The 25,342-nt window shown below is 63.5% G+C and carries 24 protein-coding genes; 13 read left to right on the forward strand and 11 right to left on the reverse strand.

The window, feature by feature from the left end; translation table 11 throughout:
- The first annotated feature begins 474 nt into the window (after positions 1 to 474).
- The 3 genes from hrpB to IB277_RS36695 all read left to right on the forward strand — a co-directional run bounded on the left by hrpB (position 475) and on the right by IB277_RS36695 (position 4,939).
- Complete coding sequence (hrpB, locus tag IB277_RS36685; RefSeq protein WP_090302304.1) at positions 475 to 2,934, forward strand: ATP-dependent helicase HrpB; 2,460 nt, start codon at positions 475 to 477, stop codon at positions 2,932 to 2,934.
- A 34-nt stretch (positions 2,935 to 2,968) separates the two neighbouring features.
- The gene (locus IB277_RS36690) at positions 2,969 to 4,276 is read left to right on the forward strand and encodes an ActS/PrrB/RegB family redox-sensitive histidine kinase (RefSeq protein WP_034802125.1); all 1,308 of its coding nucleotides are present in this window, start codon (positions 2,969 to 2,971) and stop codon (positions 4,274 to 4,276) included.
- Between the two features lie 78 nt (positions 4,277 to 4,354).
- Complete coding sequence (locus IB277_RS36695) at positions 4,355 to 4,939, forward strand: ActR/PrrA/RegA family redox response regulator transcription factor (RefSeq protein WP_034802128.1); 585 nt, start codon at positions 4,355 to 4,357, stop codon at positions 4,937 to 4,939.
- 58 nt (positions 4,940 to 4,997) lie between these two features.
- Here the strand turns inward: IB277_RS36695 and IB277_RS36700 are convergent, their stop codons facing one another.
- Positions 4,998 to 5,522 (reverse strand): MmcB family DNA repair protein, encoded by a 525-nt coding sequence (locus tag IB277_RS36700; protein WP_034802131.1) that lies wholly within the window; start codon positions 5,520 to 5,522, stop codon positions 4,998 to 5,000.
- A 183-nt stretch (positions 5,523 to 5,705) separates the two neighbouring features.
- On the opposite strand from IB277_RS36700, the gene IB277_RS36705 reads away from it, so the two are divergent.
- Positions 5,706 to 6,395 (forward strand): L,D-transpeptidase, encoded by a 690-nt coding sequence (locus IB277_RS36705; protein WP_034802133.1) that lies wholly within the window; start codon positions 5,706 to 5,708, stop codon positions 6,393 to 6,395.
- Between the two features lie 272 nt (positions 6,396 to 6,667).
- Positions 6,668 to 8,593, forward strand: coding sequence for a methyl-accepting chemotaxis protein (locus tag IB277_RS36710; protein WP_090302300.1), 1,926 nt, complete (start codon positions 6,668 to 6,670; stop codon positions 8,591 to 8,593).
- A 112-nt stretch (positions 8,594 to 8,705) separates the two neighbouring features.
- Here IB277_RS36710 and IB277_RS36715 read toward each other — a convergent pair whose 3' ends face one another.
- Both IB277_RS36715 and IB277_RS36720 read right to left on the reverse strand, forming a co-directional pair.
- Positions 8,706 to 10,877, reverse strand: a complete 2,172-nt coding sequence (locus IB277_RS36715; RefSeq protein WP_110819720.1) for a malate synthase G — start codon at positions 10,875 to 10,877, stop codon at positions 8,706 to 8,708.
- Between the two features lie 205 nt (positions 10,878 to 11,082).
- The gene (locus tag IB277_RS36720) at positions 11,083 to 13,086 is read right to left on the reverse strand and encodes a hydantoinase/oxoprolinase N-terminal domain-containing protein (RefSeq protein WP_110819719.1); all 2,004 of its coding nucleotides are present in this window, start codon (positions 13,084 to 13,086) and stop codon (positions 11,083 to 11,085) included.
- Positions 13,087 to 13,236: 150 nt separating this feature from the next.
- Here IB277_RS36720 and IB277_RS36725 point away from each other — a divergent pair, with 150 nt between their 5' ends.
- On the forward strand, positions 13,237 to 13,866 hold the full coding sequence (locus tag IB277_RS36725) for a hypothetical protein (protein ID WP_060521557.1): 630 nt from the start codon (positions 13,237 to 13,239) through the stop codon (positions 13,864 to 13,866).
- Here the strand turns inward: IB277_RS36725 and IB277_RS36730 are convergent.
- From IB277_RS36730 to hslV, 5 genes are all read right to left on the reverse strand, one after another.
- Complete coding sequence (locus IB277_RS36730) at positions 13,820 to 15,214, reverse strand: cytochrome P450 (RefSeq protein WP_034802144.1); 1,395 nt, start codon at positions 15,212 to 15,214, stop codon at positions 13,820 to 13,822. The two genes, IB277_RS36725 and IB277_RS36730, sit on opposite strands and share 47 nt — an antisense overlap.
- Positions 15,215 to 15,287: 73 nt before the next feature.
- Positions 15,288 to 16,232 carry a DUF1402 family protein gene (locus tag IB277_RS36735; RefSeq protein ID WP_090428639.1) on the reverse strand — a complete coding sequence of 315 codons (945 nt, stop codon included), beginning with the start codon at positions 16,230 to 16,232 and terminating at the stop codon, positions 15,288 to 15,290.
- Positions 16,233 to 16,426: 194 nt separating this feature from the next.
- On the reverse strand, positions 16,427 to 17,734 hold the full coding sequence (gene hslU / locus IB277_RS36740; RefSeq protein ID WP_034802146.1) for an ATP-dependent protease ATPase subunit HslU: 1,308 nt from the start codon (positions 17,732 to 17,734) through the stop codon (positions 16,427 to 16,429).
- Positions 17,731 to 18,255: a GNAT family N-acetyltransferase gene (locus IB277_RS36745; protein ID WP_192373256.1), complete on the reverse strand. Its 525-nt coding sequence runs from the start codon at positions 18,253 to 18,255 to the stop codon at positions 17,731 to 17,733. The genes hslU and IB277_RS36745 overlap by 4 nt, the downstream gene beginning before the upstream one ends.
- A complete protein-coding gene (gene hslV, locus IB277_RS36750; RefSeq protein WP_051659613.1) occupies positions 18,245 to 18,802 on the reverse strand; it encodes an ATP-dependent protease subunit HslV in 558 nt (185 codons plus the stop codon). Before hslV ends, IB277_RS36745 begins: the two co-directional genes overlap by 11 nt.
- A 227-nt stretch (positions 18,803 to 19,029) precedes the next feature.
- Here hslV and hisB point away from each other — a divergent pair, with 227 nt between their 5' ends.
- Genes hisB through coaA form a run of 7 tightly spaced genes read left to right on the forward strand, consistent with a single transcriptional unit; the run spans position 19,030 to position 23,657 of the window.
- On the forward strand, positions 19,030 to 19,638 hold the full coding sequence (hisB, locus tag IB277_RS36755) for an imidazoleglycerol-phosphate dehydratase HisB (RefSeq protein ID WP_034802151.1): 609 nt from the start codon (positions 19,030 to 19,032) through the stop codon (positions 19,636 to 19,638).
- Between the two features lie 24 nt (positions 19,639 to 19,662).
- The gene (locus tag IB277_RS36760; protein WP_060521554.1) at positions 19,663 to 20,133 is read left to right on the forward strand and encodes a DUF2628 domain-containing protein; all 471 of its coding nucleotides are present in this window, start codon (positions 19,663 to 19,665) and stop codon (positions 20,131 to 20,133) included.
- Positions 20,133 to 20,783, forward strand: coding sequence for an imidazole glycerol phosphate synthase subunit HisH (hisH, locus tag IB277_RS36765; RefSeq protein WP_090302289.1), 651 nt, complete (start codon positions 20,133 to 20,135; stop codon positions 20,781 to 20,783). The genes IB277_RS36760 and hisH overlap by 1 nt, the downstream gene beginning before the upstream one ends.
- A gap of 28 nt (positions 20,784 to 20,811) precedes the next feature.
- A complete protein-coding gene (hisA, locus tag IB277_RS36770; RefSeq protein WP_060521552.1) occupies positions 20,812 to 21,549 on the forward strand; it encodes a 1-(5-phosphoribosyl)-5-[(5-phosphoribosylamino)methylideneamino]imidazole-4-carboxamide isomerase in 738 nt (245 codons plus the stop codon).
- 3 nt (positions 21,550 to 21,552) lie between these two features.
- A complete protein-coding gene (gene hisF, locus IB277_RS36775; RefSeq protein WP_034802161.1) occupies positions 21,553 to 22,329 on the forward strand; it encodes an imidazole glycerol phosphate synthase subunit HisF in 777 nt (258 codons plus the stop codon).
- A gap of 15 nt (positions 22,330 to 22,344) precedes the next feature.
- On the forward strand, positions 22,345 to 22,668 hold the full coding sequence (locus IB277_RS36780) for a phosphoribosyl-ATP diphosphatase (RefSeq protein WP_034802164.1): 324 nt from the start codon (positions 22,345 to 22,347) through the stop codon (positions 22,666 to 22,668).
- Entirely contained in the window at positions 22,665 to 23,657 is a 993-nt protein-coding gene (gene coaA / locus IB277_RS36785) for a type I pantothenate kinase (protein WP_060521550.1), read from the forward strand. The genes IB277_RS36780 and coaA overlap by 4 nt, the downstream gene beginning before the upstream one ends.
- A gap of 15 nt (positions 23,658 to 23,672) precedes the next feature.
- On the opposite strand, the gene IB277_RS36790 is transcribed toward coaA, so the two are convergent.
- From IB277_RS36790 to lysM, 3 genes are read right to left on the reverse strand one after another with little or no spacing between them, the layout of a single operon-like run.
- A complete protein-coding gene (locus IB277_RS36790) occupies positions 23,673 to 24,284 on the reverse strand; it encodes an alpha-ketoglutarate-dependent dioxygenase AlkB (RefSeq protein ID WP_060521549.1) in 612 nt (203 codons plus the stop codon).
- Between the two features lie 12 nt (positions 24,285 to 24,296).
- Positions 24,297 to 24,734, reverse strand: a complete 438-nt coding sequence (locus IB277_RS36795; RefSeq protein ID WP_252160434.1) for a hypothetical protein — start codon at positions 24,732 to 24,734, stop codon at positions 24,297 to 24,299.
- Between the two features lie 2 nt (positions 24,735 to 24,736).
- Positions 24,737 to 25,210 carry a peptidoglycan-binding protein LysM gene (lysM, locus tag IB277_RS36800; RefSeq protein ID WP_034802175.1) on the reverse strand — a complete coding sequence of 158 codons (474 nt, stop codon included), beginning with the start codon at positions 25,208 to 25,210 and terminating at the stop codon, positions 24,737 to 24,739.
- Between the last annotated feature and the right edge of the window lie 132 nt (positions 25,211 to 25,342).

The following is a 25,342-nucleotide window of genomic DNA, read 5'->3' on the forward strand; positions in this document are numbered from 1 at the left end:
GTCAGTGATCGGGCTTATAGACCCCCATCCTCACAGACGTCAACAGCCACGTTCAAAAAAACTTCAAAAATCGACAAATCTCTGAATTTAAACAATAATTCCAGCTGTTGATAAACTAGGTCGATTTAATGCACCGGAAAATCAGCGAATCCGCGTCGCGAATCTTTGACCAGGCGGTCAAAAACCTGATGGCCATTTCACGTGGCCCAAAACGCCCCTCTGAGCGACCTCATCTACATGTAGACAGCATGGGTCTCTCAGCCGTCAGATGTAGATATCTCCAGCACGAAGCGCCATACGAAGCACGCTCACGGACGCGCCACGCTTGCCCTTGGCCGGGCGATTGCCGTACTTGCGAATTGTCCGCCCTGCCCGACATGACGATCCATGCGGTGGCGGACCGACAACATGGTGATGCATGAGCCGACGGATGCACCGACCGCACGCAGCGCCAAAGGGGGCGGAGAACCAGACGTGACGACACAGCTTCCTGCGCTTCCGGTTCGCGAGGTGCTGCCCGCACTGGCACATGCGCTCACCGCAGGCCCCTCCGTGGTGCTTTCCGCCCCACCCGGCGCCGGCAAGACGACGCTCGTTCCGCTCTTCCTGCTCGATCAGGACTGGGCAAAGGGCGGAAAGATCATTCTGCTCGAGCCGCGGCGGCTGGCAGCGCGCGCCGCAGCTGGCCGCATGGCCGAGCTCCTGGGAGAAAAGGTCGGCGAAACCGTCGGCTATCGCATGCGTCTCGACAACCGCGTCTCCGGCAAGACACGCATCGAAGTGGTGACCGAGGGTGTGTTTGCCCGCATGATCCTCGACGACCCGGAACTCGAGGGCGTCGCAGCCGTGCTGTTCGACGAATTCCACGAGCGCTCGCTCGACGCGGATTTCGGCCTGGCGCTGGCGCTCGACGTGCAGGCGGCGCTGCGTGACGACCTGAAGATCATCGTTATGTCGGCAACGCTCGATGTCGAGCGGGTCTCGGGCCTGCTTGGCGATGCGCCGGTCATCGAGAGCCAGGGGCGCAGCTATCCGATCGACATCCGCTACCAGGATCGCGGCGGCGACAGCGTCGAGGACACGATGCTGCGGGCCATTGCCGAAGCGCATCGTACGGAAGATGGCTCCATCCTCGCCTTTCTGCCCGGCCAGGCCGAAATCACCCGAGTCGCCACGCGGCTCCAGGACCGCTTCGACAACAATACGGCGATCGTACCGCTTTATGGCAACCTGACCCAGAAGGAACAGGATGCAGCGATCCGGCCGGCGCCATCAGGCACCCGCAAGATCGTGCTTGCCACCTCGATCGCCGAAACCTCGATCACCATCGACGGCGTACGCATCGTCATCGACAGCGGCCTGCAGCGCCTTCCGGTGTTCGAGGCAGCGACCGGGATCACGCGGCTGGAGACGGTGCGCGTGTCGCGCGCGTCTGCCGATCAGCGCGCCGGCCGTGCGGGGCGAACCGAACCCGGCATTGCCATCCGTCTCTGGCATAGCGGCCAGACCGCAGCGCTTGCCGCCTTCACGCCGCCGCAGATTCTGGCCAGCGATCTCTCGGGCCTGCTGCTCGACTGCGCCCATTGGGGTGTCAGCGATCCGGCCACCCTTGCCTTCATCGACGCGCCGCCGGAGACGACACTCGCCGAAGCGAGGAAACTGCTGACCAGCCTTGGCGCGCTGGACGAGGCCGGCGCGCTGACCCCGACGGGCCGCAAGATCCGCGACCTGGCCTTGCCGCCGCGGCTGGCGGCAATGGCGGTTGCCGCGGCCGAAGAGGGACAGGCGGAAACCGCGTGTCTCTTGGCGGTGATGCTGACCGAACAGGGCTTGGGCGGTAACAGCGTCGATCTCGAGGACCGGGTGCGCCGCTTCCGTCAGGAGCGTGGCGACCGCGCCGACGCCTCGCGCAATCTGGCGCGGCGCATGGCGGCCGAGCTGAAGGGCGCGCCGAAATCGAGCGAACCGATCCAGCCGGGTGCCCTGCTGATGCACGCCTTTCCCGACCGCATCGCGCTGCAGCGCGGTGGCCGCGGCCGATTCGTCATGGCGAACGGACGGGGCGCCGAGATCCCCGAGACGGAGCGGCTGGCGGCGGCTTCCATGCTCGTCATCGCCGACCTGACCGGCCGCGCCGGCGGCCAGCGCGTGCTGGCGGCGGCAGAGCTGACGCGCGCCGAGGTCGAGGCGCATATGCCCGAGGCGATAACCCGCGAGGACCAGAGCTTTTTCGACAAGGCCAGCCGGCAGGTGCGGGCGCGTCGGGTCACGCGGCTCGGCGCCATCATCTTCGAGGAGGCGCCGCTCACACGACCGACCGGTGAATCGGCGGCGCGGGCACTCGCCGACGGCGTACGCCAGCTCGGCCTTGCCATCCTGCACTTCTCCAAGGAGGCGATGCAGATGCGCGACCGCATCGGCTTCCTCAACCGCTCGATCGGTGAACCCTGGCCGGATGTTTCCGACGAAGCGCTGCTCGACCGTCTCGACGACTGGTTCGTTCCCTTCCAGCACGGCATCACCGCGATTGCCGACATCAAGGCATCCAACCTCTCCGACGGTCTGCTCTCCCTCATTCCACACGAGCGGCAACGGGAACTCGGGCGGCTGGCGCCGACGCATTTCGAGGCGCCGACCGGGCAACGGCACCCGATCCACTACGACGGCGACGAGCCGCTGTTATCGATCCGGGTACAGGAGCTTTTTGGCCTGAAGACCCATCCGGCGATCGGCGATGGGCGGCTGCCGTTGCTGCTCGAGCTGATCTCGCCCGGACATCGGCCGATCCAGACGACGCGCGACCTGCCCGGTTTCTGGGCGGGTTCCTGGCGCGATGTGCGCGCCGACATGCGCGGGCGCTATCCGAAGCATCCCTGGCCCGAGGATCCGGCCAATGCGGCGCCGACGACACGGGCGAAGCCCCGTGGTACATGAGACGAAAGCATCGATCATTGGAATGCAGGCACGAATGACCACTGTTGCGCTCGAACACAACAACGACCAGACCAGCAACCGCAGTCTGCGCCTGCAGACGCTCGTTCGGCTGCGCTGGCTTGCCGTCGGCGGCCAGTCGATCGCCGTCCTCATCACGGCCTTCTGGCTGCAGTTTCCTCTGCCGCTGATTTCCTGCCTGGTGCTGATCGCGAGCCTCGCGCTGGTCAACGCCTATGTGACGTTGCGCTATCCGCCGACGCACCGGTTGCAGCCGCCGGCGGCCTTCGCGCTTCTCGGCCTCGATCTCGCGCAGATCACCGGATTGCTGTTCATCACAGGCGGGCTCACCAATCCCTTCGCGCCGCTGCTCTGCGTCCCGGTCATCATTTCCTCTGCGTCGCAGCCGAAGTCACACAGCATCATTCTTGCCGGTTTTGCGGTAATCGCCATCACCGCACTCGCCTTCTCACCCTTTCCGCTGCCCTGGTATCCGGGCACGGTCCTGCTGATGCCGCGGGTGCTGACCGCCGGCATCTGGTTTGCGATCGTCTCGATGACCGCCTTTGCCGCCTTCTATACCTACCGCGTGTCGCTGGAAGCGAGTGAGCTGTCGGAAGCGCTGACGGCGACCGAACTGGTGCTTCAGCGGGAAAAGCACCTGTCGCAGCTCGATGGGCTTGCGGCAGCGGCAGCCCATGAACTCGGCACGCCGCTTGCGACCATCAGCGTCGTCGCCAAGGAGATGGAACGCGAACTCGGCGACGATCCGCGCTTCGGGGAGGACGTGCATCTGCTGCGCAGCCAGAGCGAACGCTGCCGCGATATCCTGAAGCGGCTGACGACGCTGTCCTCCGAGAGCGAGGAGCACATGCGGCTTTTGCCGCTGTCGTCGCTGATCGAAGAGGTGATGGCGCCACATCGCGAGTTCGGCATCCACATCGAGCTCATCGAAAAGGGCGACCGTGCCACGGAGCCGGTCGGCAACCGCAATGCCGGCATTCTCTATGGGCTCGGCAACCTCTTGGAAAACGCCGTCGACTACGCCAAGAAACAGGTGACCGTAACCGTCGAGCACACGGCGGATCGGGTTCGCGTCACGATCGCCGACGATGGTGACGGTTTCGCGCCCGATATCCTGCAGCGGATCGGCGAACCCTATGTGACACGCAGGCAGAAGGATGACAGCGCCGGCGGCCTCGGGCTCGGGCTCTTTATCGCAAAGACGCTGCTCGAACGCTCGGGCGCGCGCCTGCGCTTCGAGAATGGCGGGCCGGAGAGGCCGGGCGCCCGGGTCAGCGTCGAATGGCCGCGCGCCCTGATGGATACGAAACTGGCGAAATGACATTTCGCAGTTTATTGAACGAGGCAGAAACCTATAATCTCGGCGAAAGCGTTCCGTTTTTGCCCAAGGATTGCGAGAATGACCGACAAATCGACAGCTTCGCCCAGCACCACCGCACAGGACGCCGAACTGATCGGACCGGACCGCACCCTGTTGCTCGTCGATGACGACGCACCCTTTCTCAGGCGGTTGGCCCGCGCCATGGAAGCCCGTGGCTTTTCGGTCGACATCGCCGAATCGGTCGCGGAAGGCATCGCCAAGGCCAAGGGCAACCCGCCGAAATATGCGGTCATCGACCTCAGGCTCGGCGACGGCAGCGGCCTCGACGTGATCGAAGCGATCCGCGGACGGCGCGACGACACGCGCATGATCATGCTGACCGGCTACGGCAACATCGCCACCGCCGTGAACGCGGTGAAGCTCGGCGCGGTCGACTATCTCGCCAAGCCTGCCGATGCCGACGACATCTTTGCCGCGCTCGTGCAGCGCCAGGGCGAACGCGTCGAGCCGCCGGAAAACCCGATGTCGGCCGATCGCGTGCGGTGGGAACATATTCAGCGCGTCTATGAAATGTGCGAGCGCAACGTCTCGGAAACGGCGCGCCGGCTCAACATGCATCGCCGCACGCTGCAGCGCATTCTCGCCAAGCGCGCGCCGAAGTAAGCAATCAACTTCCACGACCGGCGCACAACCGCTGTTCCGGTCGCTTTTCCCCGCGGGATCAGTCGCGACCGCCGGAGAGGATGTCGCCGATCGAATCACCGAGTTCGCCGTTGCGCTCGGCCGCCCATTCGGCAAGCATCAGCCGTTGTGCTGCCGTACGGGCAAAGAGTTGCAGCACCGACTTGCGTGTCGCCGGCGGCAGCCTGTGTTCGGGCGCCTCGCGAACGATGTGGCCTTCATAACCGTCAGACAGCAGCAGTCCGCAGTCCTCCGGAAAGATGTCCAGTGGCACGGCGGCATGGGTGGCGAAGAACAGCCGGTCGCAGTGCTGTCTGTAGTCCGGCCATTTGCGGTCGACGCGAAAGTCCTCGATCGAGGTTTTGATCTCGACGATCCAGATCTCGCCCTTCGCCGACAAGGAGATCAGATCGGCACGCCGTCCACTCGCCAAAGTCAATTCCGGCAGGACCGAATGGCGCAGTTCGGCGAACAGACGCTGCACACCGCGGCGCACCATCATCGCGCGATTCGATTGGCGACCGTCGATCAAGGGGTTGTCGCCATGGATGGAGAGGATCGTCATGCGTCCGGTGTCCCTTTGAGCCGGTCATTTTGTTGCAAAAAAACAAGGGTCATGGAATTTGCACTTTTCAGCCAAATTGTGGCCGCGCAATCTCTTGCATAGCTCAAACTAATCGAAAATAACCGTAGTCACTGTTGGTCGCGGCGACCCAGTTTTTACTTCGCTTCTTTTTAAGAGACTCCCATGCGCTTCCGCAATGCCTTCCTCTTGTGCAGCCTCGCGGCGACACTCGCCGTTGCCGGCTGCTCGACGACCTCGTCCAAGCCCGAAACGGCTGCGAACGAACCCGCGCCCGCAACGGTACAGGTTGCTACGAATCAGATCTTTAACGGCGATTATGGCGCAGTTGAGGATCACGGTTACGCGCTGCCGGCCATTCCGATCAGCAAGGTCGATACCCGTTTCCATCGCCAGATCGTCGATTACGCCACCAGCGAGCGCCCCGGAACGATCGTCGTCAACACGCCGAATCGCTTCCTCTACTACGTGCTGCCGGGCGGCAAGGCCGTTCGTTACGGCATCGGCGTCGGCAAGGCTGGTTTTGCATGGGAAGGCGAAGCCTATATTGCCTGGAAGCAGGAATGGCCGATGTGGCATCCGCCGAAGGAAATGGCGGAACGCAAGCCGGAAGTCGCCAAGTACGTCGAAGATGGCATGGGTCCCGGCCTCAAGAACCCGCTTGGCGCCCGCGCGCTCTACCTCTTCAATGACCAGGGCAAGGATACACTGTTCCGTCTGCACGGCACGCCGGAATGGTCCTCGATCGGTACCGCCGCTTCGTCCGGCTGCATCCGCCTGATCAACCAGGACATCATCGACCTCTATTCGCGCGTTCGCCCCGGCAAGAGCGCCCGCGTCGTCGTCCAGCAGTAATCGAATCAGATCGACACTGACAAAGCCGCCGACTCTGTCGGCGGCTTTTTTCGTTCGTGCTCACGTCACCCAACTTCCGAGCGAAAGCCGCAAGCAGGCACACCATCGACGCAAAGTTGCCGTCCTGATTCGCGCTCAAATCAGGGTCGCGGAATATGTCCCTGCCCGCTCGGAAAGTTCAATTTCGACTTAAATTCAGTCGCTTATTAAGTAAGCGTTATCTAAATAATCGAAACAGTGTGCCCACGAAATTCCGCTCGGGAGGGACTGGCATGCTGATCAAGACCAAGCTTATCGGCGCAATCGCGCTTCTATCATCCATCGCTATCGGCATCGCTATTCACAGCCAGAGCACGCTGTCGGAAACCAGCGACATGATGGACGCGGTCTACGCCGATCGCATTGTGCCGCTGAAGAACCTGAAGGCGACTTCCGACGCCTTTGCGGTCTCGATCGTCGATGCTGCCCATAAGGTGCGCAATGGCAACGAATCGATGGAGAGCGGGCTTGCCTCGGTCAATGCCGCACGGGAAACGATCAAGTCAAACTGGGATGCCTATGCGGCGACCTCGATGACCGACGAGGAACGGAACCTCGTCGACAATGCACGAAGCCAGATGGTCGTTGCGATGGATTCGATCACGGCACTCACGCAAATCCTCTCGGCCAAGGACCAGAAGGCTCTTGACGCCTTCGTGCGCGACAAGCTCTACGCTACGATCGATCCGCTGACGGCCACGATCTCCGAGATTTCGGACCTGCAGGTCGAACTTTCGGGTACGGCCTTCGAGGCCAAGCATCACGAGTTCGAAACCGTACAGACACTCAACATTGGGATCATCGTTCTCGTCGTGGCGCTTGCTGCCGGCACCCTGCTTGTGGTGCTGCGCGGCGTCGTCGGACCGCTCGCCCGCCAGATCGCCGCCATGCGCCGGCTGATCGACGGCCACGTTGAAGATGCCGACGAGCCGGTGCGCGGCAAGGACGAGATCGCCGAAATGGCCCGCGCCATTCAATCCTTCCGCGTGGCGGCGCGCTCGAATCTTCGGCTGCAGGCGGAGGCCGAGGAGAACCGCCGCAACGGCGAGGCCGAACGTGTCCGCGTCCAGAAGGCGGCGGAGCAGGCGGCGCAGGAAAAGCTGACGCAGGCGACCGCCGGACTTGCCGGCGGCCTGCAGCGGCTGGCCAACGGCGATCTCGCCGTTCAGCTACATGAGCCGTTCGCCGCCGAGTTCGAACAATTGCGGCACGACCTCAACAAGGCGGCCGCGCAGTTGAACGATGCGCTTCTCGCCGTTGCCGACAGCGCCCAAAACATCGGCATGGGCACGCGCGAAATCAGCCAGAGCGCCGACGACCTGTCCAAGCGCACCGAACAGCAGGCCGCGTCTCTCGAGGAAACGGCCGCGGCGCTCGATCAGATCACCGCCAATGTCAGCAATTCCTCAAGACGGACGGAGGAGGCACGCGACATCGCCGGCGAGGCGAAGACCAGCGCGGCCCAATCCGCCGTCGTCGTCGCCAACGCGGTGGAAGCCATGCGTCGGATCGAGGAATCCTCCAGCCAGATTTCCAGCATTATCGGCGTCATCGACGAGATCGCCTTCCAGACAAACCTCTTGGCGCTGAATGCCGGCGTGGAAGCAGCGCGGGCCGGCGAAGCGGGAAAGGGCTTCGCCGTCGTGGCCCAGGAGGTGCGCGAGCTCGCCCAGCGCTCGGCGAAGGCTGCGAAAGAAATCAAGGATCTCATCCGTACATCGAGCCGGGAGGTCGAGAACGGCGTGCACCTGGTGCGCGACACCGGCGAGGCGCTGCAGACGATCGAGGCGCATGTGATCACGATCAACGAACACATGGCGGCGATCGCCACCTCCGCCCGCGAACAGTCGGTGGGATTGAGCGAAGTCAACACCGCCGTCAACCAGATGGACCAGGTAACGCAGCGGAACGCAGCGATGGTTGAGGAAGCCAATGCGGCCTCCGCGACGCTGGCGCAGGAAGGCACGAACCTGCGCAACCTGATCGACCGCTTCACGCTCGCCGGCGAGGCCCAGCCAAAGGGCAGGCCGATGGCGCCTGCCCCGGCAGTCGCCGCAACCACGCGTGACCAGGGACGTCCTCAGCCGGTACGCCGACCAGCCCCCTATGCCACCCACGGCAATGCCGCACTCGCAACGGACGGCTGGGCGGAGTTTTAGAGCGGCACGGGCTGCGATCGTGTCTGGAAGCCCGGACCACCGCTGAAACGAAAGAGCCGTGCGTTCATGTGAACGCACGGCTCTTTCCCAATACCCCGACTTCGGTGGCGAATCAGGCGGCGTTGCGCGCCTTCAGCTCCAGGCGGCGGCGGTGCAGGACCGGCTCGGTGTAGCCGTTCGGCTGCTCGCGGCCCTTGAGGACGAGTTCGACGGCGGCCTGGAAGGCAATCGAACGGTCGAAATTGCCGGCCATCGCGACGTAGAGCGGATCATCGGCGTTCTGACTGTCGACGACTGCCGCCATGCGCTTCATCGTCTCGACGACCTGGGCCTCGGTGACGACGCCATGATGCAGCCAGTTGGCCATATGCTGGGCGGAGATGCGCAGCGTCGCACGGTCTTCCATCAGGCCGACATTGTTGATGTCGGGAACCTTCGAGCAGCCGACGCCCTGATCGACCCAGCGCACGACGTAGCCGAGGATGCCTTGCGCGTTGTTGTCGAGTTCGCGCTGGATTTCCTCGGACGTCCAGTTCGGACGGACGGCGACCGGCACGGACAGGATATCGGAGAGCTTGGCGCGGGCGCGGCTCTTCAGGCTCGCCTGGACTTCGGCGACATTGACGCGGTGGTAGTGGGTCGCGTGCAGAGTGGCCGCCGTCGGCGACGGCACCCAGGCGGTGTTGGCGCCGGCCTTCGGGTGGGCGATCTTCTGTTCGAGCATCGCCGCCATCAGATCGGGCATCGCCCACATGCCCTTGCCGATCTGGGCGTGACCGGACAGGCCACATTCAAGCCCGATGTCGACGTTCCAGTTTTCATAGGCGCCGATCCAGGCTGCCTGCTTCATGTCGCCCTTGCGGATCATCGGGCCGGCTTCCATGGAGGTGTGCATCTCGTCGCCAGTGCGATCGAGGAAGCCGGTGTTGATGAAGACGACGCGCTCGCGGGCCGCGCGGATGCATTCCTTGAGGTTGACCGTCGTGCGGCGCTCCTCGTCCATGATGCCCATCTTCATGGTGTTGGCGGGCATGCCGAGCGCCTTTTCGACACGGGCGAAAATCTCGCTGGCGAAGGCGACTTCCTCGGGGCCATGCATCTTCGGCTTGACGACATACATGGAACCCTCGCGGGAGTTCATGCGGCGACCGCCGTTGCCGACATCGTGGAGGGCAATCAGCGCCGTCACCATCGCGTCCATGATGCCCTCGGGCACTTCCTTGCCGTCGCGGTCAAGGATAGCCGGATTCGTCATGAGGTGGCCGACGTTGCGGACCAGCATCAGCGAGCGGCCGGGAAGGGAAAGCGTGCCGCCGGCAGTTGCCGTGTAAACGCGGTCGGCATTGAGACGACGGGTAAAGGTCTTGCCGCCCTTGGCAACCTCTTCTTCGAGGTCGCCCTTCATCAGGCCGAGCCAGTTGCGGTAGACGACGACCTTGTCTTCGGCATCGACGGCGGCGACCGAATCTTCGCAGTCCATGATCGTGGTGATCGCCGATTCGAGAATGACGTCGGCGATGCCCGCCGGATCTTCCTTGCCGATCGGCGTGGTGGCGTCGAGGACGACGATCGCATGCAGATTGTTGTGCCGGAGAACGATCTCGAAGCGCGCACCTTCAGCCCCGGAATAGCCGGCGAATTGAGCGGCGTTGCGCAGTGCAGTGCTCGAACCATCCTTGAGACCAATCGCCAGCGCACTGCCAGCAACCTTCAGGGAAGTAACGTCCGCCCAGCTTCCATTCGCCAGCGGCGCACTGGCGTCGAGGAAGTTTCGCGCCCAGGCGATGACCTTGGCGCCGCGCTTCGGATTGTAGCCGCGGCCCTTCTCGGCGCCATCAGCGTCCGAAATCGCGTCCGTGCCGTAGAGCGCATCGTAGAGCGAGCCCCAGCGTGCATTGGCGGCGTTCAGCGCATAGCGCGCATTCATGACCGGAACGACGAGCTGGGGGCCGGCGATCGTCGCGATCTCCGGATCGACGTTGGCGGTCGAAACGCTGAACTCGCCACCCTCGGGCAGCAGGTAGCCGATATCGCGCAGGAAGGCCTGATAGGTCTCCATATCGCTGGGGGCGCCGTTCTGCTTGTACCAGGCGTCGAGCTTGGCCTGCAGGTCGTCGCGCTTGGCGAGCAGCGCCCGGTTCTTCGGCGCCAGATCGTGCACGAGGGCGGAAAGCTCAGCAAAGAAGTGCTCTGCATCGACGCCGGTGCCCGGCATCGCCTCTTCCATCAGGAAGCGATGGAGGTCCGCATCAATCTTCAATCCATACGTCTCAATGCGGTCCATCTGCCAACTCCTTGAAATAGACGTAAGGAGCGCCACCGATCCGAACGGATGCGATGAAAACGCCCCAACATGTTGATCTTGCGCCTGAAGCGGGTCTCGGACCAGCCCATGCGCAATACGCGCGTGAAACGGCCGCAGTTTCTCACCAATTCATTCCCTGTCAATTCTGCAAGGATGCGAAGAATTGTTTCCGAAACGGAAAAGATCAGCCGTGCGCGATGCGCGGCCGGCCGCTGGCGGACGCAATGAACCGGGCCTCGATCAGCTTGGGGCTGCCCTCGACCTCCGGCGCGTCGATTTCCTCGCGCAGCAACGACGCGGGATCATCGGCACCGTTGGTGCGCGCCGCCTCCAGAGCTGCGGTCTCGGCCCGTCGGCGCGCGGCACCAAAAGCCTTTTCCTGATCGAGAAAGCGTTCGCTGGCCCCGGCCCCGTTGACGACAAAAATGCCCTCCTCCGGCATCGTCACGAAAACGGTGACGGTGGCGCTTACCTGGCCGACCACGGCGCCGACGGCATTGGCGACGCCGGCCTCCTCGGGAATGGCGGCTTCGGTTCCGAGCATCTCGGCAATAGCCGGGTAATAAACCGGCGCCGAAGCACCAAGACCGACGAGCGGACGATCGAGACCAAGCGAGAACCGGACGATGCCGGGCGTCCGGGTCAGCGCACGATCGACGGCCTGCGATACGGCGGGATCGATCGCGCCGGCGCCGTCCTCGCCGAGGCAGGCCTGCAGGATGACCTCGGAGGATTGCCGCGTCAGCCGATCGACGATCATCTGCGCCAGCGCCTGTGGAGAAGAAGCAATCGGCTGGCCGGAGCCGTCGCGGGTCCGGGCCGTAAGCTGAATGCCAAGCTCGGCCGCTTCGAGGTTCCATTGCGACTGCCGGCCGAGCACATGCATGGCGTCGGACGGCGTCAGACCGCAGATATGGACGAGCCCCCGGGCCACCAAACGATCGAGCGTCGCCTTCTGTGGCGTCGAGACGAGCAGCGTTTCAAGCGAGACGGGGACGCTACCGATGCGCTCGTAGAGCGCCTGCTCCTGTGGTTGCAGGCCGCTTGCCAGATGATCCGGCAGGCCGGTACGCACAGCAAAGCGCCCATTGTTGCGCCCGGTGTGCTGGGCGCGCATCTGTTTTTCCAGCACCGAGATGACGGCGTCGCCGTGGAGCGCTGCGGCGAGGCTCAGCGGCATCAGCCGGCGCGGACCGAGATCGATCTTCGCCTTGAGGCCGCGATCGTTGATGCGCACTTCCGAATCACCGCCAAGGCCGTAGGTCCGCATCGCAACAGCCTCGACCATGGTGCGGAAGCCACCAACGACGGCGCCTTCGGCATCGAGACGCGGGCGGCCGCCATCGAGCACGGCCACGTCGGTGGTGGTGCCGCCGATATCCGAAACCACGGCGTTGTCGAGGCCGGTCAGATGCCTCGCGCCGACGAGGCTTGCTGCCGGACCGGAGAGGATCGTCTCGATCGGGCGCAGCCGCGCCTCCTCGGCCGAAATCAGCGCACCGTCACCGCGCACCACCATCATTGGCACGTCGATGCCGCGCGCCTTGAGGAACCCTTCGCAGGACCCGATCAGCCGGTCGATCATCGAGACGAGGCGGGCGTTGAGCAGCGTCGTCAAGGCACGGCGCGGCCCGCCGAGTTTCGAGGACAGTTCGTGGCTGCAGGTGACCGGCAGGTGCGAGACCTCGCGGATGCGGTCGCGCACGCGCTTTTCATGATCCGGATTACGAACGGCGAAATAGCCGGCAATGGCGAAGGAGGAGACCTGATCAGCCAGCACCGGCAGGACGGCGTCGAGCTCGCTCATGTCCAGCGGGGTCTCACCGCCATGCACATTGTGCCCGCCCGGCAGGAAGACTACCGGATCCGAGCCGAGCGCTTCCTGCAAACCGTCGCGCTTCAGATCCTCGGGGCCGAAGCCGATCATGACGAGGCCGGCGCGGCCGCCCTGCCCTTCGACCAGCGCATTGGTGGCAAGCGTCGTCGACAGGGAGACCATGCTGATCGCCGAGACCGGCACGCTGGCCTGATCGAGCACCGCTTCGACTGCACCGGAAATGCCGACCGCGAGGTCATGGCGGGTCGTCAGCGCCTTGGCCTTGGCGACCACCCCCTTCGTCTCCGAGAAGAGGGCGGCGTCGGTGTAGGTGCCGCCGGTGTCGATGCCGAGAAGAAAATGGGAGGTCAATTCGCGCAGTCCGGAATTCGGGCGGGGCGCAGAGGCCCCGGGTTCAATGGGGATCGATGCGGTGATATGACATATTTCAAGGGAAAACCATCGTGTCGCGGACATCGGTGATCTATCGAGCGACACAAATGCAGGACGGAGACATAGCGCATGCACCAACGCCACCGTCCTCTCGCCTTTGTTTGGCTGCTTTCGGCTATCTCCCTTGCGCTTCCGACTGGGGCGGCGCGAGCACAGGACGCGGAGGAAGAGGAATACAAGCCGCAGCTGCCCGAAGTCGCGATCTACAAGGCGATGCTCGATGCCAACAAGCAGACCGGCTGGATCCAGTTTCGCGACTATGATGACCGGCAGCTAATCTATTTCACGGCACTGCAGACGATGCATTGCCGGCTATCGGAAATCCGCTACTCGATCAATTCCGACGCACTCGACCAACGCTTCCCGCTGGCCAAGTGCAATCCGCAGCTGCCCTTCAACCTGCCCGGCGACGAGACGGCCGAATATGTCTACATCTCGCTGCCCGCCAAAACGGCGCAAACGCTGACGATCCAGGCGGTCTGGGACGATGGCGCCGGAAGCGAGATCGTGGTTTACAAGCCCTGCGACAATGTCGGCGACGCCACCTGCGCACAGATCAAGACGATCAAGAAGCCGTCGAAAATGCTACAGCAGCCGAAGCCGGCGGATTCTCCGGTGCGTTCCGTTCAGTCACCGATCCCCGGCAAGACCTTCAGCGAGCCGAAACCCTCATCGGCAACCCGCCCCGCGGTTGAGTAGTGAGCCGCTGCACCGGCCAGGGATTGGTTTCCGCGGTCGTATCGAAGCGGTAGCGGTGCATCATCACTGCCAACGCGATCACCGCTTCCTGCAGCGCGAAAGTCGCGCCGATGCAGACGCGCGGTCCGGCACCGAAGGGCAGATACTGGTAGCGGTTCAGCTTCTCTCGGTTTTCCGGCAGGAAACGCTCGGGCATGAACGCGCGCGGCTTATCCCAGTAGAGCACATGGCGATGCAGCGTCCAGGGCATGATCAGTACGGCGATTCCTTTGGGGATGCGCACCCGCTCGCCAGTCGGTGAGGTCCATGCGTCTTCCTCGATCGCCGCGCGATTGATCGACGGCGCCGGCGGATAGAGCCGCATCGCCTCCTCGAAGGCGGCGAGCACATGCGGCATCAGACCGAGCCATTCGACCGGCTCGGCACCGCTTGCCATCGCGGTATCGATCTCGGCTTCCATGATTTCGCGATAGGCCGGCGTGTTGGCAACGCAGTAGAGCGTCCAGGCGAGTGCCCGGGCGGTGGTCTCGTGCCCGGCACCGATGAAGGTCAGGATGTTGTCCTCGATCTCCGCGGTCGAAAGGCCCTGGCTGCCCTCGATCTCCAGAAGCAAGGTCAGGAAATCCTGCGGCGTGCCCTTAGGGTCCTCCGCCATCTTGCGGCGGCGAAGCGCCATGGTCTCCGACACGATCGAGCGGAAGCGGTTCATCACCTTCCTGCCGCCGATGCGGGTCGGGCGCGGGATCCATTCGGGCGCCAGCAGAATGTCCATCGGATCGACGCGGCCCATGCGGTGCAGCAATTCCTCGACGCTCTGGACGAAGCCTTCGCGCTCGACGGCGACCTCACCGGAAAACAGCGTTTCGGCCAGGATGTCGAAGGTCAGTTCCGTCATGTCGTTGGCGACATTGGTGGTAAAGGGAGCTTCCTGGGCTCCGGCATAGCGCTCGACGAACTGCTCCGAACTGCGCAGCATCTGGCCGGCAAAGCCCTTGGCGTGGCGCGGCGTGAACACCGGCGCCATGGCCTTTCGCGAACGCTTCCAGACCTCACCTTCCGCCGTCAGCAGCCCGTCGCGCAGGATGGGCCGCAGAATCAGCCGGCGCACCTTCGACATTTCGTAATTGGCGACGTTATCGACGAGGATATGGCGGATGAGGCCGGGATCGTTGACGATCAGGGTGCGCTGGGTAACGAACTTCGTCTCGATCCAGGGCAGCGTATAGGATGGCTCGCCCCACAGTTCGAGCGGATTGCGCAGCACGGTCCTGATGATCTTCAGGTAGGAAGGAATGCCGACACGGGGAACGGGAGCCGGCGGTTCGAACGGCTCCGGACGCATGTCCATGGTGATTGCCTTTCTCGATTGCCCCAGGATTTCAGGTTTTTACGGCGCAATCAAGGAAAGTGCTTCACGTGAATCACAGCAGGCTTTCGAGTTCCGTCAGCTTGTCGTTGACGAGCCAGCCGTAATAGTTTTCCTCCGGCCATTGCGCCTGACCGCTCTGGATCTTGGCGGCGAGCGCTGCCGCGCGGCCATCCGGATTGCCGACATTATAGAGCGTCGCGGTTACACCGGGGTTGGTCGAAATATCGACCCCTGCGATCGACTTGTAGGCGTCGATCGAGTGACGGATCGAGGCCGCCATATAGGCAAGCGAGACGTCCGGATCCATGATCGCCTCATAGACGCCGGCGGCATTGTTCTCGTCGAGGCGCTCATAGCCCGAGGTCTTTGCCACGATATCGGTCAGCATCAGGGCGGTCAGCGGGTTGATCTGACCAAGGCCGAAGGTCTGGCCGGCGAAGAACGGCTGGAAGAAGACGGCGCTGAAACGGTTGTTCGGGTAGGACTTGCCGCCCACCGATTTGCCGCGGAAGTCGTTGTCCCAGACCCGCTCGCGGCAGCTCCACAGCGCATAGGCGCCCTTCTTGGCGCCGCATTCGGAAAATTGCGGCCGAGCCACGAATTCGGCGACGGTCTCGCCATCGTATCCGAACTGGAAGCTGTTGCCGGCATAGGCAGCCGCCTTGACGTAATAGGACTGCAGCCGATCGTAGGCGTCGACATTGTAGGTGTGTTCGCCGACGATGGCGCCGACCATGTGGATCGGTGCGATGCCATAGGCGCGCGACACGGACTTGATCTTGCTGATCAGCTGCTTGTCGGTGGCTAGCAGATCGCGGACCTTCTCGAACTTGGCATCGAAGGACGTGCGGCCGGCCTTGGTGCGGCGCACGGATGCGCCGGGGATCGCCGGTTGCTCGACGTTGCGGTTGCCCGGCGGAACGTCGGTCGCGGCGAATGACTGGCTTGCGCTCAGGCAAAACGTGGCGATAGCGAGCATGCAGGCGGTGAAACGCACGATCTCTTCTTCCTGTGACTGGTGGAGGCTGCCTCGGTCGGCGGGCCGCTCCTACGCCAAGATCATGTCGGAAAAATGCCCGGACCACGATCGATAACCGCGTCCGTGTTAGAAAAAATGCGGCCGCCTGTCGAGAGACAGGCGGCCTGCGTATTCAGGGTTGCGGGCGTTTGCATGGCCCTACGACCGAAATGTCACAGGATATAGCGAGACAGGTCGGTGTTGGCGGCGAGATCGCCGACATGCTTGCGCACATATTCAGCGTCGATCGTCACCTCGTGGCCGGCGCGGTCCGGCGCATTGAACGAGATCTCGTCCAGCACACGCTCCATCACGGTCTGCAGCCGGCGGGCGCCGATGTTCTCGACCGTGGCGTTCAACTGCACCGCCACGTCTGCAAGCGCATCAATTGCGTCATCCGTGAAGTCGAGCTTGACCTCTTCTGTGTCCAGAAGCGCCTTGTACTGGCGGATGAGGCTCGCCTCGGTTTCCGTCAGGATGCGGCGGAAGTCTTCCTTCGTCAGCGCGCGCAGCTCGACGCGGATCGGCAGGCGGCCCTGCAACTCCGGCAGCAGGTCCGAGGGCTTGGCCACGTGGAAGGCGCCGGACGCGATGAAGAGGATGTGGTCGGTCTTGACTGGCCCATACTTCGTCGCAACGGTCGTGCCTTCGACGAGCGGCAAGAGGTCCCGCTGTACGCCTTCACGCGATACGCCAGCACCCATGCCGCCTTCCCGCGAGGCGATCTTGTCGATCTCGTCGAGGAAGACGATGCCGTCGTCTTCGACTGCTTTCACGGCCTCGCGCTGGATCTGCTCGTTGTCGAGCAGCTTGTCGGACTCGTCGTCGATCAGCATGCCATAGGAGGCCTTGACGGTCGTCTTGACCTTCTTGGTGCGGCCGCCGAGCGCCTTGCCGAACATCTCCGAAAGATTGAGCACGCCGATATTGGCGCCCGGCATGCCCGGGATCTCGAAGCCGCCGCCCGGCGCGCCGGTCTCGGCGATGTCGATCTCGATTTCCTTGTCGTCGAGCTCGTTGGCCCGCAGCTTCTTGCGGAAGCTGTCGCGCGTTGCCGGCGACGCGGTGGCGCCAACCAGTGCATCGAGCACGCGCTCCTCGGCATTCTGGTGCGCCTTTGCCTTGACTTCGGCGCGGCGCTTTTCGCGCACGAGACCGATGCCGACTTCGACGAGGTCACGGATGATCTGCTCGACGTCGCGGCCGACATAGCCGACCTCGGTGAACTTGGTCGCCTCGACCTTGACGAAGGGCGCGCCGGCGAGCTTGGCGAGCCGCCTGGAAATCTCGGTCTTGCCGACGCCGGTCGGTCCGATCATCAGAATGTTCTTCGGCATCACCTCGTCGCGCAGCTCGTCCCCGAGCTGCTGGCGGCGCCAGCGGTTGCGGAGCGCGATCGCCACGGCGCGCTTGGCGTCGTTCTGGCCGATGATGAAACGGTCGAGTTCCGACACGATTTCTCTGGGTGAAAACGTACTCATGTAGTCCTCTCAAACTCGGTCCGCGTCAGCTCCATCAGGAGTGTGCGGCCGGACGTATCAATCCATTCTGCGTAAGGCACGAAGCCGGCCTTGGTGTAGGCGCTGACGGCCCTTCGGTTGCCGGCGTCAGGGTCGATCACGACGCGGGGGGCGCCGGCGGCAAAGAGCCGCCCGGCAAAGGCCCGGACCGCGAGCGATGCGACGCCCCTGCCCGTCAGTTCCGCCGGGCCGATGAAGATGTCGATACCGGGCACATCGGCCGGCATGTCCTTCGCCCAGGGCTCGTCGTCCGGGTACTGGGCCGGCACCCAAGACTGGATGTAGCCCGCCGGCTCGCCGGCCACGTGGAAGATGAAGCCTTCCACTTCTCCTGACGCGCAGCCTTCGCGGATCAGCTCCACTTCCTTGTCCGGGTCGCCCCACCATTGCCGCACATGCGGCTCGCTCAGCCAGGCATGCAGCAGCGGCAGGTGGCTATTGGCCACCGGCACGAAACTGACATGCGCGGGCTCATTGGGCATCCAGTGTCTCCACGACGATATTGTGGTTGGTGTAGACGCAGATGTCGCCGGCGATCTGCAGCGCCCTGCGGGCAATATCCTCGGCCGACTTGTCGCTGTCCATCAGCGCGCGGGCCGCGGCAAAGGCGTAGTTGCCGCCCGATCCGATGGCAATCGTGCCGTGCTCGGGTTCGAGAACGTCGCCGTTGCCGGTGATCGCCAGCGTGATCGACTTGTCGGCCACCAGCATCATCGCTTCGAGATTGCGCAGATACTTGTTGGTGCGCCAGTCCTTGGCGAGCTCGACGGCTGCCCGCATCAGCTGGTCGGGATACTGTTCGAGCTTTGCTTCGAGCCGTTCCAGCAGCGTGAAGGCATCGGCTGTGGCGCCGGCAAAGCCGGCGATCACGTCGCCCTTGGCAAGCCGCCGCACCTTGCGCGCGTTGCTCTTCATCACGGTCTGGCCGAGGCTCACCTGGCCGTCGCCGGCCATCACCACCTTGCCATCCTTGCGTACCGTGATGATGGTCGTCGCATGCATCGTTCCGTAGGGATTGTGTTCGCTCATGAAATTACCCGTAGGCCCCTGATACGCGGGGCATTGCGGCTCGTGACTCGAGCCTGGTTGCTTGAGGCCTATGTAAGTACGGCAGACAGGTTTGCAAATGGCAACAGGCCGCCGGCGCAATCTTCATTCGGCGACTGTCACCGGATGATTCGAATCGACCGCTCAAGTTCTGGATATTTCAGCTTTTGCCTGATAAGGAGCCGCGTCAGCGTATACAGGAGAGCCCGATGGCAGAAGCCACGTCCAGCCGCACCGCAGAGGTTTCGCGAAAGACCAACGAAACCGCGGTATCCGTATCGGTCAACATCGACGGCACCGGAATCGCCAAGATTTCGACCGGCGTCGGTTTCTTCGACCATATGCTGGACCAGCTCGCCCGACATTCGCTGATCGACATGGAGATCAAGACGGACGGCGACCTGCATGTCGACGACCACCATACGGTCGAGGACACCGGCATTGCCATCGGCCAGGCGATTGCCAAGGCGCTTGGCGACCGGCGCGGCATCACCCGCTATGCCTCGCTCGATCTTGCGATGGACGAAACGATGACCCGCGCGGCAGTGGACGTTTCCGGCCGGCCGTTCCTCGTCTGGAACGTGACCTTCACGTCGCCGAAAATCGGCACCTTCGACACGGAACTCGTGCGCGAATTCTTCCAGGCGCTCGCCCAGCATGCCGGGATCACGCTGCATATCCAGAACATCTACGGCGCCAACAACCATCATATCGCCGAGACCTGCTTCAAGTCCGTCGCCCGCGTGCTCCGCACCGCAACCGAAATCGACCCGCGCCAGGCCGGCCGCGTTCCCTCGACCAAGGGGACCCTTGCCTAAGCGGCCAGTCACTGGCTTTGACTCATGGCTTCTTACATGATCCTCACCCCGCCGGGTGCGCGCGCCAACGACGAGCGGGCGCGCTTCGTCGCCGACGGCTTTTCCTGGTGGGCCTTCCTTTTCCCGGCGCTCTGGCTTCTCGCCAAGCGTCAATGGGCAATCGGAATCGCAGTTGCTGTTCTGCAGATCTCGTTAATATTCCTGTCGAACCACGAGAGCGGCTTCTTGCCATCTCTCCTGGCCCAGCTCGCGCTTCGGCTGGTGGTGGCGCTCGAAGGGCCGGTTCTGGTGGCGCGCAGCCTGACGGCCCGTGACTGGACGCTGCGTTCCATCGTGCCGGCGCCCAATCTCGAAGCGGCCGAAGAGATCTATTTCACGAGCCTGGCTTCGAACGAGACCAAGCCCGCCGCCCCCTCCCCGGCCGACTGGACCGTGCGCAAGCCCTCAAGTGGCGGCCCCGGCCTCGGCCTTTTTGATTCCTACGGAGAACGCTGATGCGCGTCGCCATCATCGATTACGGCTCGGGCAATCTGCGCTCGGCCACCAAGGCCTTTGAACGGGCCGCCCACGAAGCCGGCATTGCAGCCGAGATCGACCTTACCGACAAGCCGGAACGGGTGGCGAGCGCCGACCGCATCGTGCTTCCGGGCGTTGGCGCCTATGCCGATTGCCGCCGCGGCCTTGCTGCCGTCGACGGCATGGAGCAAGCGTTGACCGAGGCGGTCGAACAGGCCGGGCGACCCTTCCTCGGCATCTGCGTCGGCATGCAGCTGATGTCGTCGCGCGGACTTGAAAAGACCATCACCCATGGTTTTGGCTGGATCCCCGGCGATGTCGTCGAGATGACGCCCGCCGACACCACACTGAAGATCCCGCAGATCGGCTGGAATACGCTGAAGCTCAAGCGCGAGCACCCGCTGTTTGACGGCATCCGTGTTGGCGAAGCCGGTCTGCATGCCTATTTTGTGCATTCGTACCACCTGGCCGCTGAGAACGCCGCCGACGTGGTCGCCGAGGCCGACTATGGCGGGCCGGTCACGGCCTTCGTCGCCAACGGCAACAAGGCGGGCTCGCAGTTCCACCCGGAAAAGAGCCAGGCGCTTGGCCTTGCCCTCATCTCGAATTTCCTGCGCTGGAAGCCCTGAGCTTTCGCACGACTGATTGGACAGACCCATGATCCTTTTTCCCGCGATCGACCTGAAAGACGGGCAATGCGTGCGCCTGAAGCTTGGCGACATGGACCAGGCGACGGTTTACAACCCCGACCCGGCGGCCCAGGCCCGCGCCTTTGAAGACCAGGGCTTCGAATGGCTGCACGTGGTCGACCTCAACGGCGCCTTTGCCGGTGAGACGGTCAACGGTACCGCCGTTGACGCCATTCTCAAGGCGACCAAAAACCCGGTGCAGCTCGGCGGCGGCATCCGCACGCTCGACCATATCGAAAACTGGCTGTCGCGCGGGCTTGCCCGCGTCATCCTCGGCACTGTCGCTGTCCGTGATCCGGCGCTCGTGATCGAGGCCTGCCGCAAATTCCCCGGCAAGGTCGCCGTCGGCATCGACGCCAAGGGCGGCAAGGTTGCCGTCGAAGGCTGGGCCGAGGCTTCCGAACTCGGCGTGATCGAGCTTGCCAAGAAGTTCGAGGGCGCCGGCGTTTCGGCGATCATCTATACCGACATCGACCGCGACGGCATCCTGACCGGTATCAACTGGGCTTCGACGCTGGAACTGGCGGACGCGGTTTCCATTCCTGTCATCGCATCGGGCGGTCTCGCCTCGATGGACGATATCCGCCGCATGGTCGAGCCGGACGCACGCAAGCTCGAAGGCGCCATCTCCGGCCGCGCGCTCTATGACGGCCGCATCGACCCGCAGGAGGCGCTGGAGCTGATCCGCGCTGCGAGAAAGGCTTGAACCATGACGCTTAAAGCCCGCGTTATCCCCTGCCTCGACGTCAAGGACGGCCGTGTCGTCAAGGGCGTCAACTTCGTCGACCTGATCGACGCCGGTGACCCCGTGGAAGCGGCCCGCGCCTATGACGCTGCCGGCGCCGACGAGCTCTGCTTCCTCGACATCACCGCGTCCTCGGACAATCGCGAGACGATCTTCGACGTCATCGCCCGTACGGCCGAACAGTGCTTCATGCCGCTGACCGTCGGCGGCGGCGTGCGCCAGGTTTCCGACATCCGCAAGCTGCTTCTGGCCGGCGCCGACAAGGTGTCAATCAACACGGCTGCGGTAAAGAACCCGGAATTCGTCGCCGAAGCCGCCGACAAGTTCGGCAACCAGTGCATCGTCGTCGCGATCGACGCCAAGAAGGTCTCGACGGATGGCGAAGCGGATCGCTGGGAGATCTTCACCCATGGCGGACGCCAGCCGACCGGCATCGACGCGATCGATTTTGCCCGTCGGGTGGTCGATCTCGGCGCCGGCGAGATCCTTTTGACCTCGATGGACCGTGACGGCACCAAGAGCGGCTATGACATCGCGCTTACCCGCGCCGTCGCCGACGCGGTCCGCGCGCCCGTTATCGCGTCGGGTGGCGTCGGCACACTCGACCACATGGTCGCCGGCATCAAGGACGGTCACGCGACCGCGGTCCTTGCCGCCTCCATCTTCCACTTCGGCACCTATAGCATTGGCGAAACCAAGCGCTATATGGCGGAGCATGGCATCGCCATGCGCCTCGACTGAGCTTCAGGATCTCCCATGGGCGACTTCACACTTTCCGACCTCGAAGCCATCGTCGCGACACGCGCGATGGCGGCGCCGGACGAATCCTGGACGGCAAAACTGGTGGCAAGCGGCCAGCCGAAGGCGGCGAAGAAACTCGGCGAGGAAGCGGTTGAAACCGTGATCGCGGCCATCAGCAACGACCGCGCAAATCTCATCGCCGAAAGCGCCGATCTCCTCTATCATCTAATGGTCGTATTGAAGATCGCCGACGTTCCGTTGCAGGATGTGCTCAACGAACTTCAGCGACGGACCAACCAATCCGGCCTGCAGGAAAAGGCAAATCGGCAGACCCCATGACGATCGCGGCGAAAGACATCGAAGCAGCCGACCTGCCCGACAACCTCCAGAAGCGGGACTACTCGCCCTATCATTTCTTCACCGCCGAGGAATGGTCGCGCTTTCGCGCCGATACGCCGATGACGCTGACGGCCGACGAGGTACAGCGGCTGCGATCGTTGAACGACCCCGTCGATCTCGGCGAGGTCCGGCAGATCTACCTGTCGCTGTCACGCCTGCTTTCGACCCATGTGGAATCGTCGCAGATGCTCTTCGAGCAGCGCAAGCGCTTCCTCAGCATGTCCGAGACGAAGACCCCCTTCGTCATCGGCATTGCCGGATCGGTCGCCGTCGGCAAGTCGACGACGGCCCGTATCCTGGCGCAGCTTCTGGCGCGTTGGCCGTCGAGCCCGAAGGTCGACCTGGTGACAACAGACGGTTTTCTCTATCCGAACGCCGTGCTCCAGCGCGAAAACATGATGGACCGCAAGGGCTTTCCGGAGAGCTACGACGTCGGCGCGCTCCTGCGCTTCCTGTCGGCGATCAAGGCCGGCCAGCCGAACGTCAAGGCGCCCAGCTATTCGCACCTGACCTATGACGTGCTGCCCGACCAGTTCACGGTCATCGACCGGCCAGATATCCTGATCTTCGAAGGCATCAACGTTCTGCAGTCGCGCAACCTGCCGGCCGACGGCAAGATCGTGCCGATGGTCTCGGATTTCTTTGACTTCTCGATCTATATCGATGCCGAGGAGAGCCTGATCCACAGCTGGTACGTCAACCGCTTCATGCGGCTGCGCGAAACCGCGTTCAAGAACCCGGAATCCTACTTCCACCGCTACGCCACGATCAGCGAGGATGCAGCCCGGGCCATTGCCGAGGGATTGTGGCACAACATCAACCTGAAGAACCTGCACCAGAACATCCTGCCGACACGCCCGCGCGCCGACCTGATCCTGCAAAAGGGCCCGAACCATCTGACCGAAAAGGTGGCGCTCAGGAAGCTCTAAGCTTTCGGTGCATCCTCAGGGATTGACGCGGCGGAGTGTCAGATTGACCCGCCCGCCATTCTTCAGCAGCGTCGACGTGCTCGGATAGATCCGGTCGACGCCATGGAAGGCGAGACGCCCTTCCCCACCCAGCACCACGACATCGCCGCTTTCCAGCCGGAAGGACATGGTCTGGCCGCCGCGCGTATTGCCACCCACGCGGAAGAGGCAGCTGTCACCAAGCGAGATCGAGACGACGGCGGTTTCAAGATCGCGCTCGTCGCGATCCTGGTGCAGCCCCATGCGGGCCTCTTCGGAATAGAAGTTTACCAGGCAGGCCTCGGGCGTCTTGCTGCTTGCGGAAACCGCATCCCAGATATCGAGCAGGATCTCCGGCATGACCGGCCAGGGGCGGCCGGTCACCGGATGCTGAGACTGGTAACGATAGCCGCGATCGCGATCCGTGACCCAGCCGAGCGCGCCGCAATTGGTCATGCGCACCGACATGGGTTTGCCAGTCTTCGGCATTTCCGGCACGAACAGCGGCGCTTCGGCAACGACTGACCGAATGGCCTCGACCAGTTGCTCTTGCCGGGCACGATCGAGATAACCCGGAATATGTCTGATCCCTTTCGGGAGCACCTGCATGAGAAGCAGTCCTTATTGTTCCAGGCCGAGAAGTGCCGCCGGCACACCGTAGCGAAGCGGCCAGCCGGCATAGGCCACATCCGTCGGCCCAACGACGTGATCGACCAGGTTCCAGCGGCCATTCTGGAAGCTGACGAGTGCGAACACCGTCAGACCATCCATCATGTCTGCCTCGTCGCGCAACCCGGTTTGCGGCAGGTCGATGGATCCGCCACCCGGCCGTTGCGGCTCGACCTGCATGAAGGCCCAGTTGGGTGCGGCACGCATGGTGGTGACGACGAATTCGACGGGACCGCGCATCTCGGCTTCGACCGCGGGGCGGATCGCGTCGAGGATGGCGGCACGCTCAGTGCTGCCCTTGGCGGGTTCACGGAAAGGCTGCGCCAAAGAACCGCTGGCAAGCCAGAGGCTTGCCAGCGCGGCAACGACGAGAAACCGCCTGAAGGACACGCTCAGGCCGCATCCAGATCCGGAATGCGCAGAACCTGGCCGGGATAGATCTTGTCCGGATGGGTCAGCATCGGCTTGTTGGCTTCGAAGATCACCGTGTGCTTGGCGCCCTTGCCCTTGCCGTACTGCGCCTCGGCAATCTTCCAGAGGTTATCGCCCTTCTTGACCGTATAGAAGACGGGCTCCTTTGCCGGAGCAGGTGCTGCGCCGGCATCGGCGACCTTGAGTTCGGAGGCCTCGACTGCGGACACGCCGAGCGTGTTGCCGACGGCGACGACGGCCTTTTCGAAGACGCTCTGGTCCTTCACGACACCCTTCAGCACGACCTTGTCACCGGCCACTTCGACCTGCACGTCCTTGGTGCCGAGATCGTGGGATGCAAGTTCCTTCTGAACGCTTTCGGCATCCGGAGCATCGTCGTCGCCGCCGATGCCAAGCTTCTTGCCGGCGTTCTTGATAAAGCTGAAAAGACCCATGAATATCTCCAATGAAAGAACGCAAGGGGCAGAACGCCTTGAGTTGGCGGCTTTCCTTGGGTTCGGTTTTGTTCTGACCGGCCTTTTTGCCGATCGGCTCAATGGTCTTCGTTCCGCTGGACAGGGCCGTCC

Origin of the sequence: Ensifer sp. ENS07 (assembly GCF_014852185.1) — a bacterium.
GTDB classification, from domain to species: Bacteria; Pseudomonadota; Alphaproteobacteria; order Rhizobiales; family Rhizobiaceae; genus Ensifer; species Ensifer adhaerens.

Bases quoted from the DNA above. Each gene is read 5' to 3' on its own strand.
- coaA (WP_060521550.1), top strand. From the start codon at position 22,665: ATGACGATCGCGGCGAAAGACATCGAAGCAGCCGACCTGCCCGACAAC.
- hisH (WP_090302289.1), top strand. From the start codon at position 20,133: ATGCGCGTCGCCATCATCGATTACGGCTCGGGCAATCTGCGCTCGGCC.
- IB277_RS36695 (WP_034802128.1), top strand. From the start codon at position 4,355: ATGACCGACAAATCGACAGCTTCGCCCAGCACCACCGCACAGGACGCC.
- hslU (WP_034802146.1), bottom strand. From the start codon at position 17,734: ATGAGTACGTTTTCACCCAGAGAAATCGTGTCGGAACTCGACCGTTTC.
- IB277_RS36780 (WP_034802164.1), top strand. From the start codon at position 22,345: ATGGGCGACTTCACACTTTCCGACCTCGAAGCCATCGTCGCGACACGC.
- IB277_RS36690 (WP_034802125.1), top strand. From the start codon at position 2,969: ATGACCACTGTTGCGCTCGAACACAACAACGACCAGACCAGCAACCGC.
- IB277_RS36790 (WP_060521549.1), bottom strand. From the start codon at position 24,284: ATGCAGGTGCTCCCGAAAGGGATCAGACATATTCCGGGTTATCTCGAT.
- hisB (WP_034802151.1), top strand. From the start codon at position 19,030: ATGGCAGAAGCCACGTCCAGCCGCACCGCAGAGGTTTCGCGAAAGACC.
- IB277_RS36730 (WP_034802144.1), bottom strand. From the start codon at position 15,214: ATGGACATGCGTCCGGAGCCGTTCGAACCGCCGGCTCCCGTTCCCCGT.
- IB277_RS36710 (WP_090302300.1), top strand. From the start codon at position 6,668: ATGCTGATCAAGACCAAGCTTATCGGCGCAATCGCGCTTCTATCATCC.
- IB277_RS36760 (WP_060521554.1), top strand. From the start codon at position 19,663: ATGGCTTCTTACATGATCCTCACCCCGCCGGGTGCGCGCGCCAACGAC.
- IB277_RS36700 (WP_034802131.1), bottom strand. From the start codon at position 5,522: ATGACGATCCTCTCCATCCATGGCGACAACCCCTTGATCGACGGTCGC.
- IB277_RS36745 (WP_192373256.1), bottom strand. From the start codon at position 18,255: ATGCCCAATGAGCCCGCGCATGTCAGTTTCGTGCCGGTGGCCAATAGC.
- IB277_RS36705 (WP_034802133.1), top strand. From the start codon at position 5,706: ATGCGCTTCCGCAATGCCTTCCTCTTGTGCAGCCTCGCGGCGACACTC.
- hisA (WP_060521552.1), top strand. From the start codon at position 20,812: ATGATCCTTTTTCCCGCGATCGACCTGAAAGACGGGCAATGCGTGCGC.
- IB277_RS36725 (WP_060521557.1), top strand. From the start codon at position 13,237: ATGCACCAACGCCACCGTCCTCTCGCCTTTGTTTGGCTGCTTTCGGCT.
- IB277_RS36715 (WP_110819720.1), bottom strand. From the start codon at position 10,877: ATGGACCGCATTGAGACGTATGGATTGAAGATTGATGCGGACCTCCAT.
- hisF (WP_034802161.1), top strand. From the start codon at position 21,553: ATGACGCTTAAAGCCCGCGTTATCCCCTGCCTCGACGTCAAGGACGGC.
- lysM (WP_034802175.1), bottom strand. From the start codon at position 25,210: ATGGGTCTTTTCAGCTTTATCAAGAACGCCGGCAAGAAGCTTGGCATC.
- hslV (WP_051659613.1), bottom strand. From the start codon at position 18,802: ATGAGCGAACACAATCCCTACGGAACGATGCATGCGACGACCATCATC.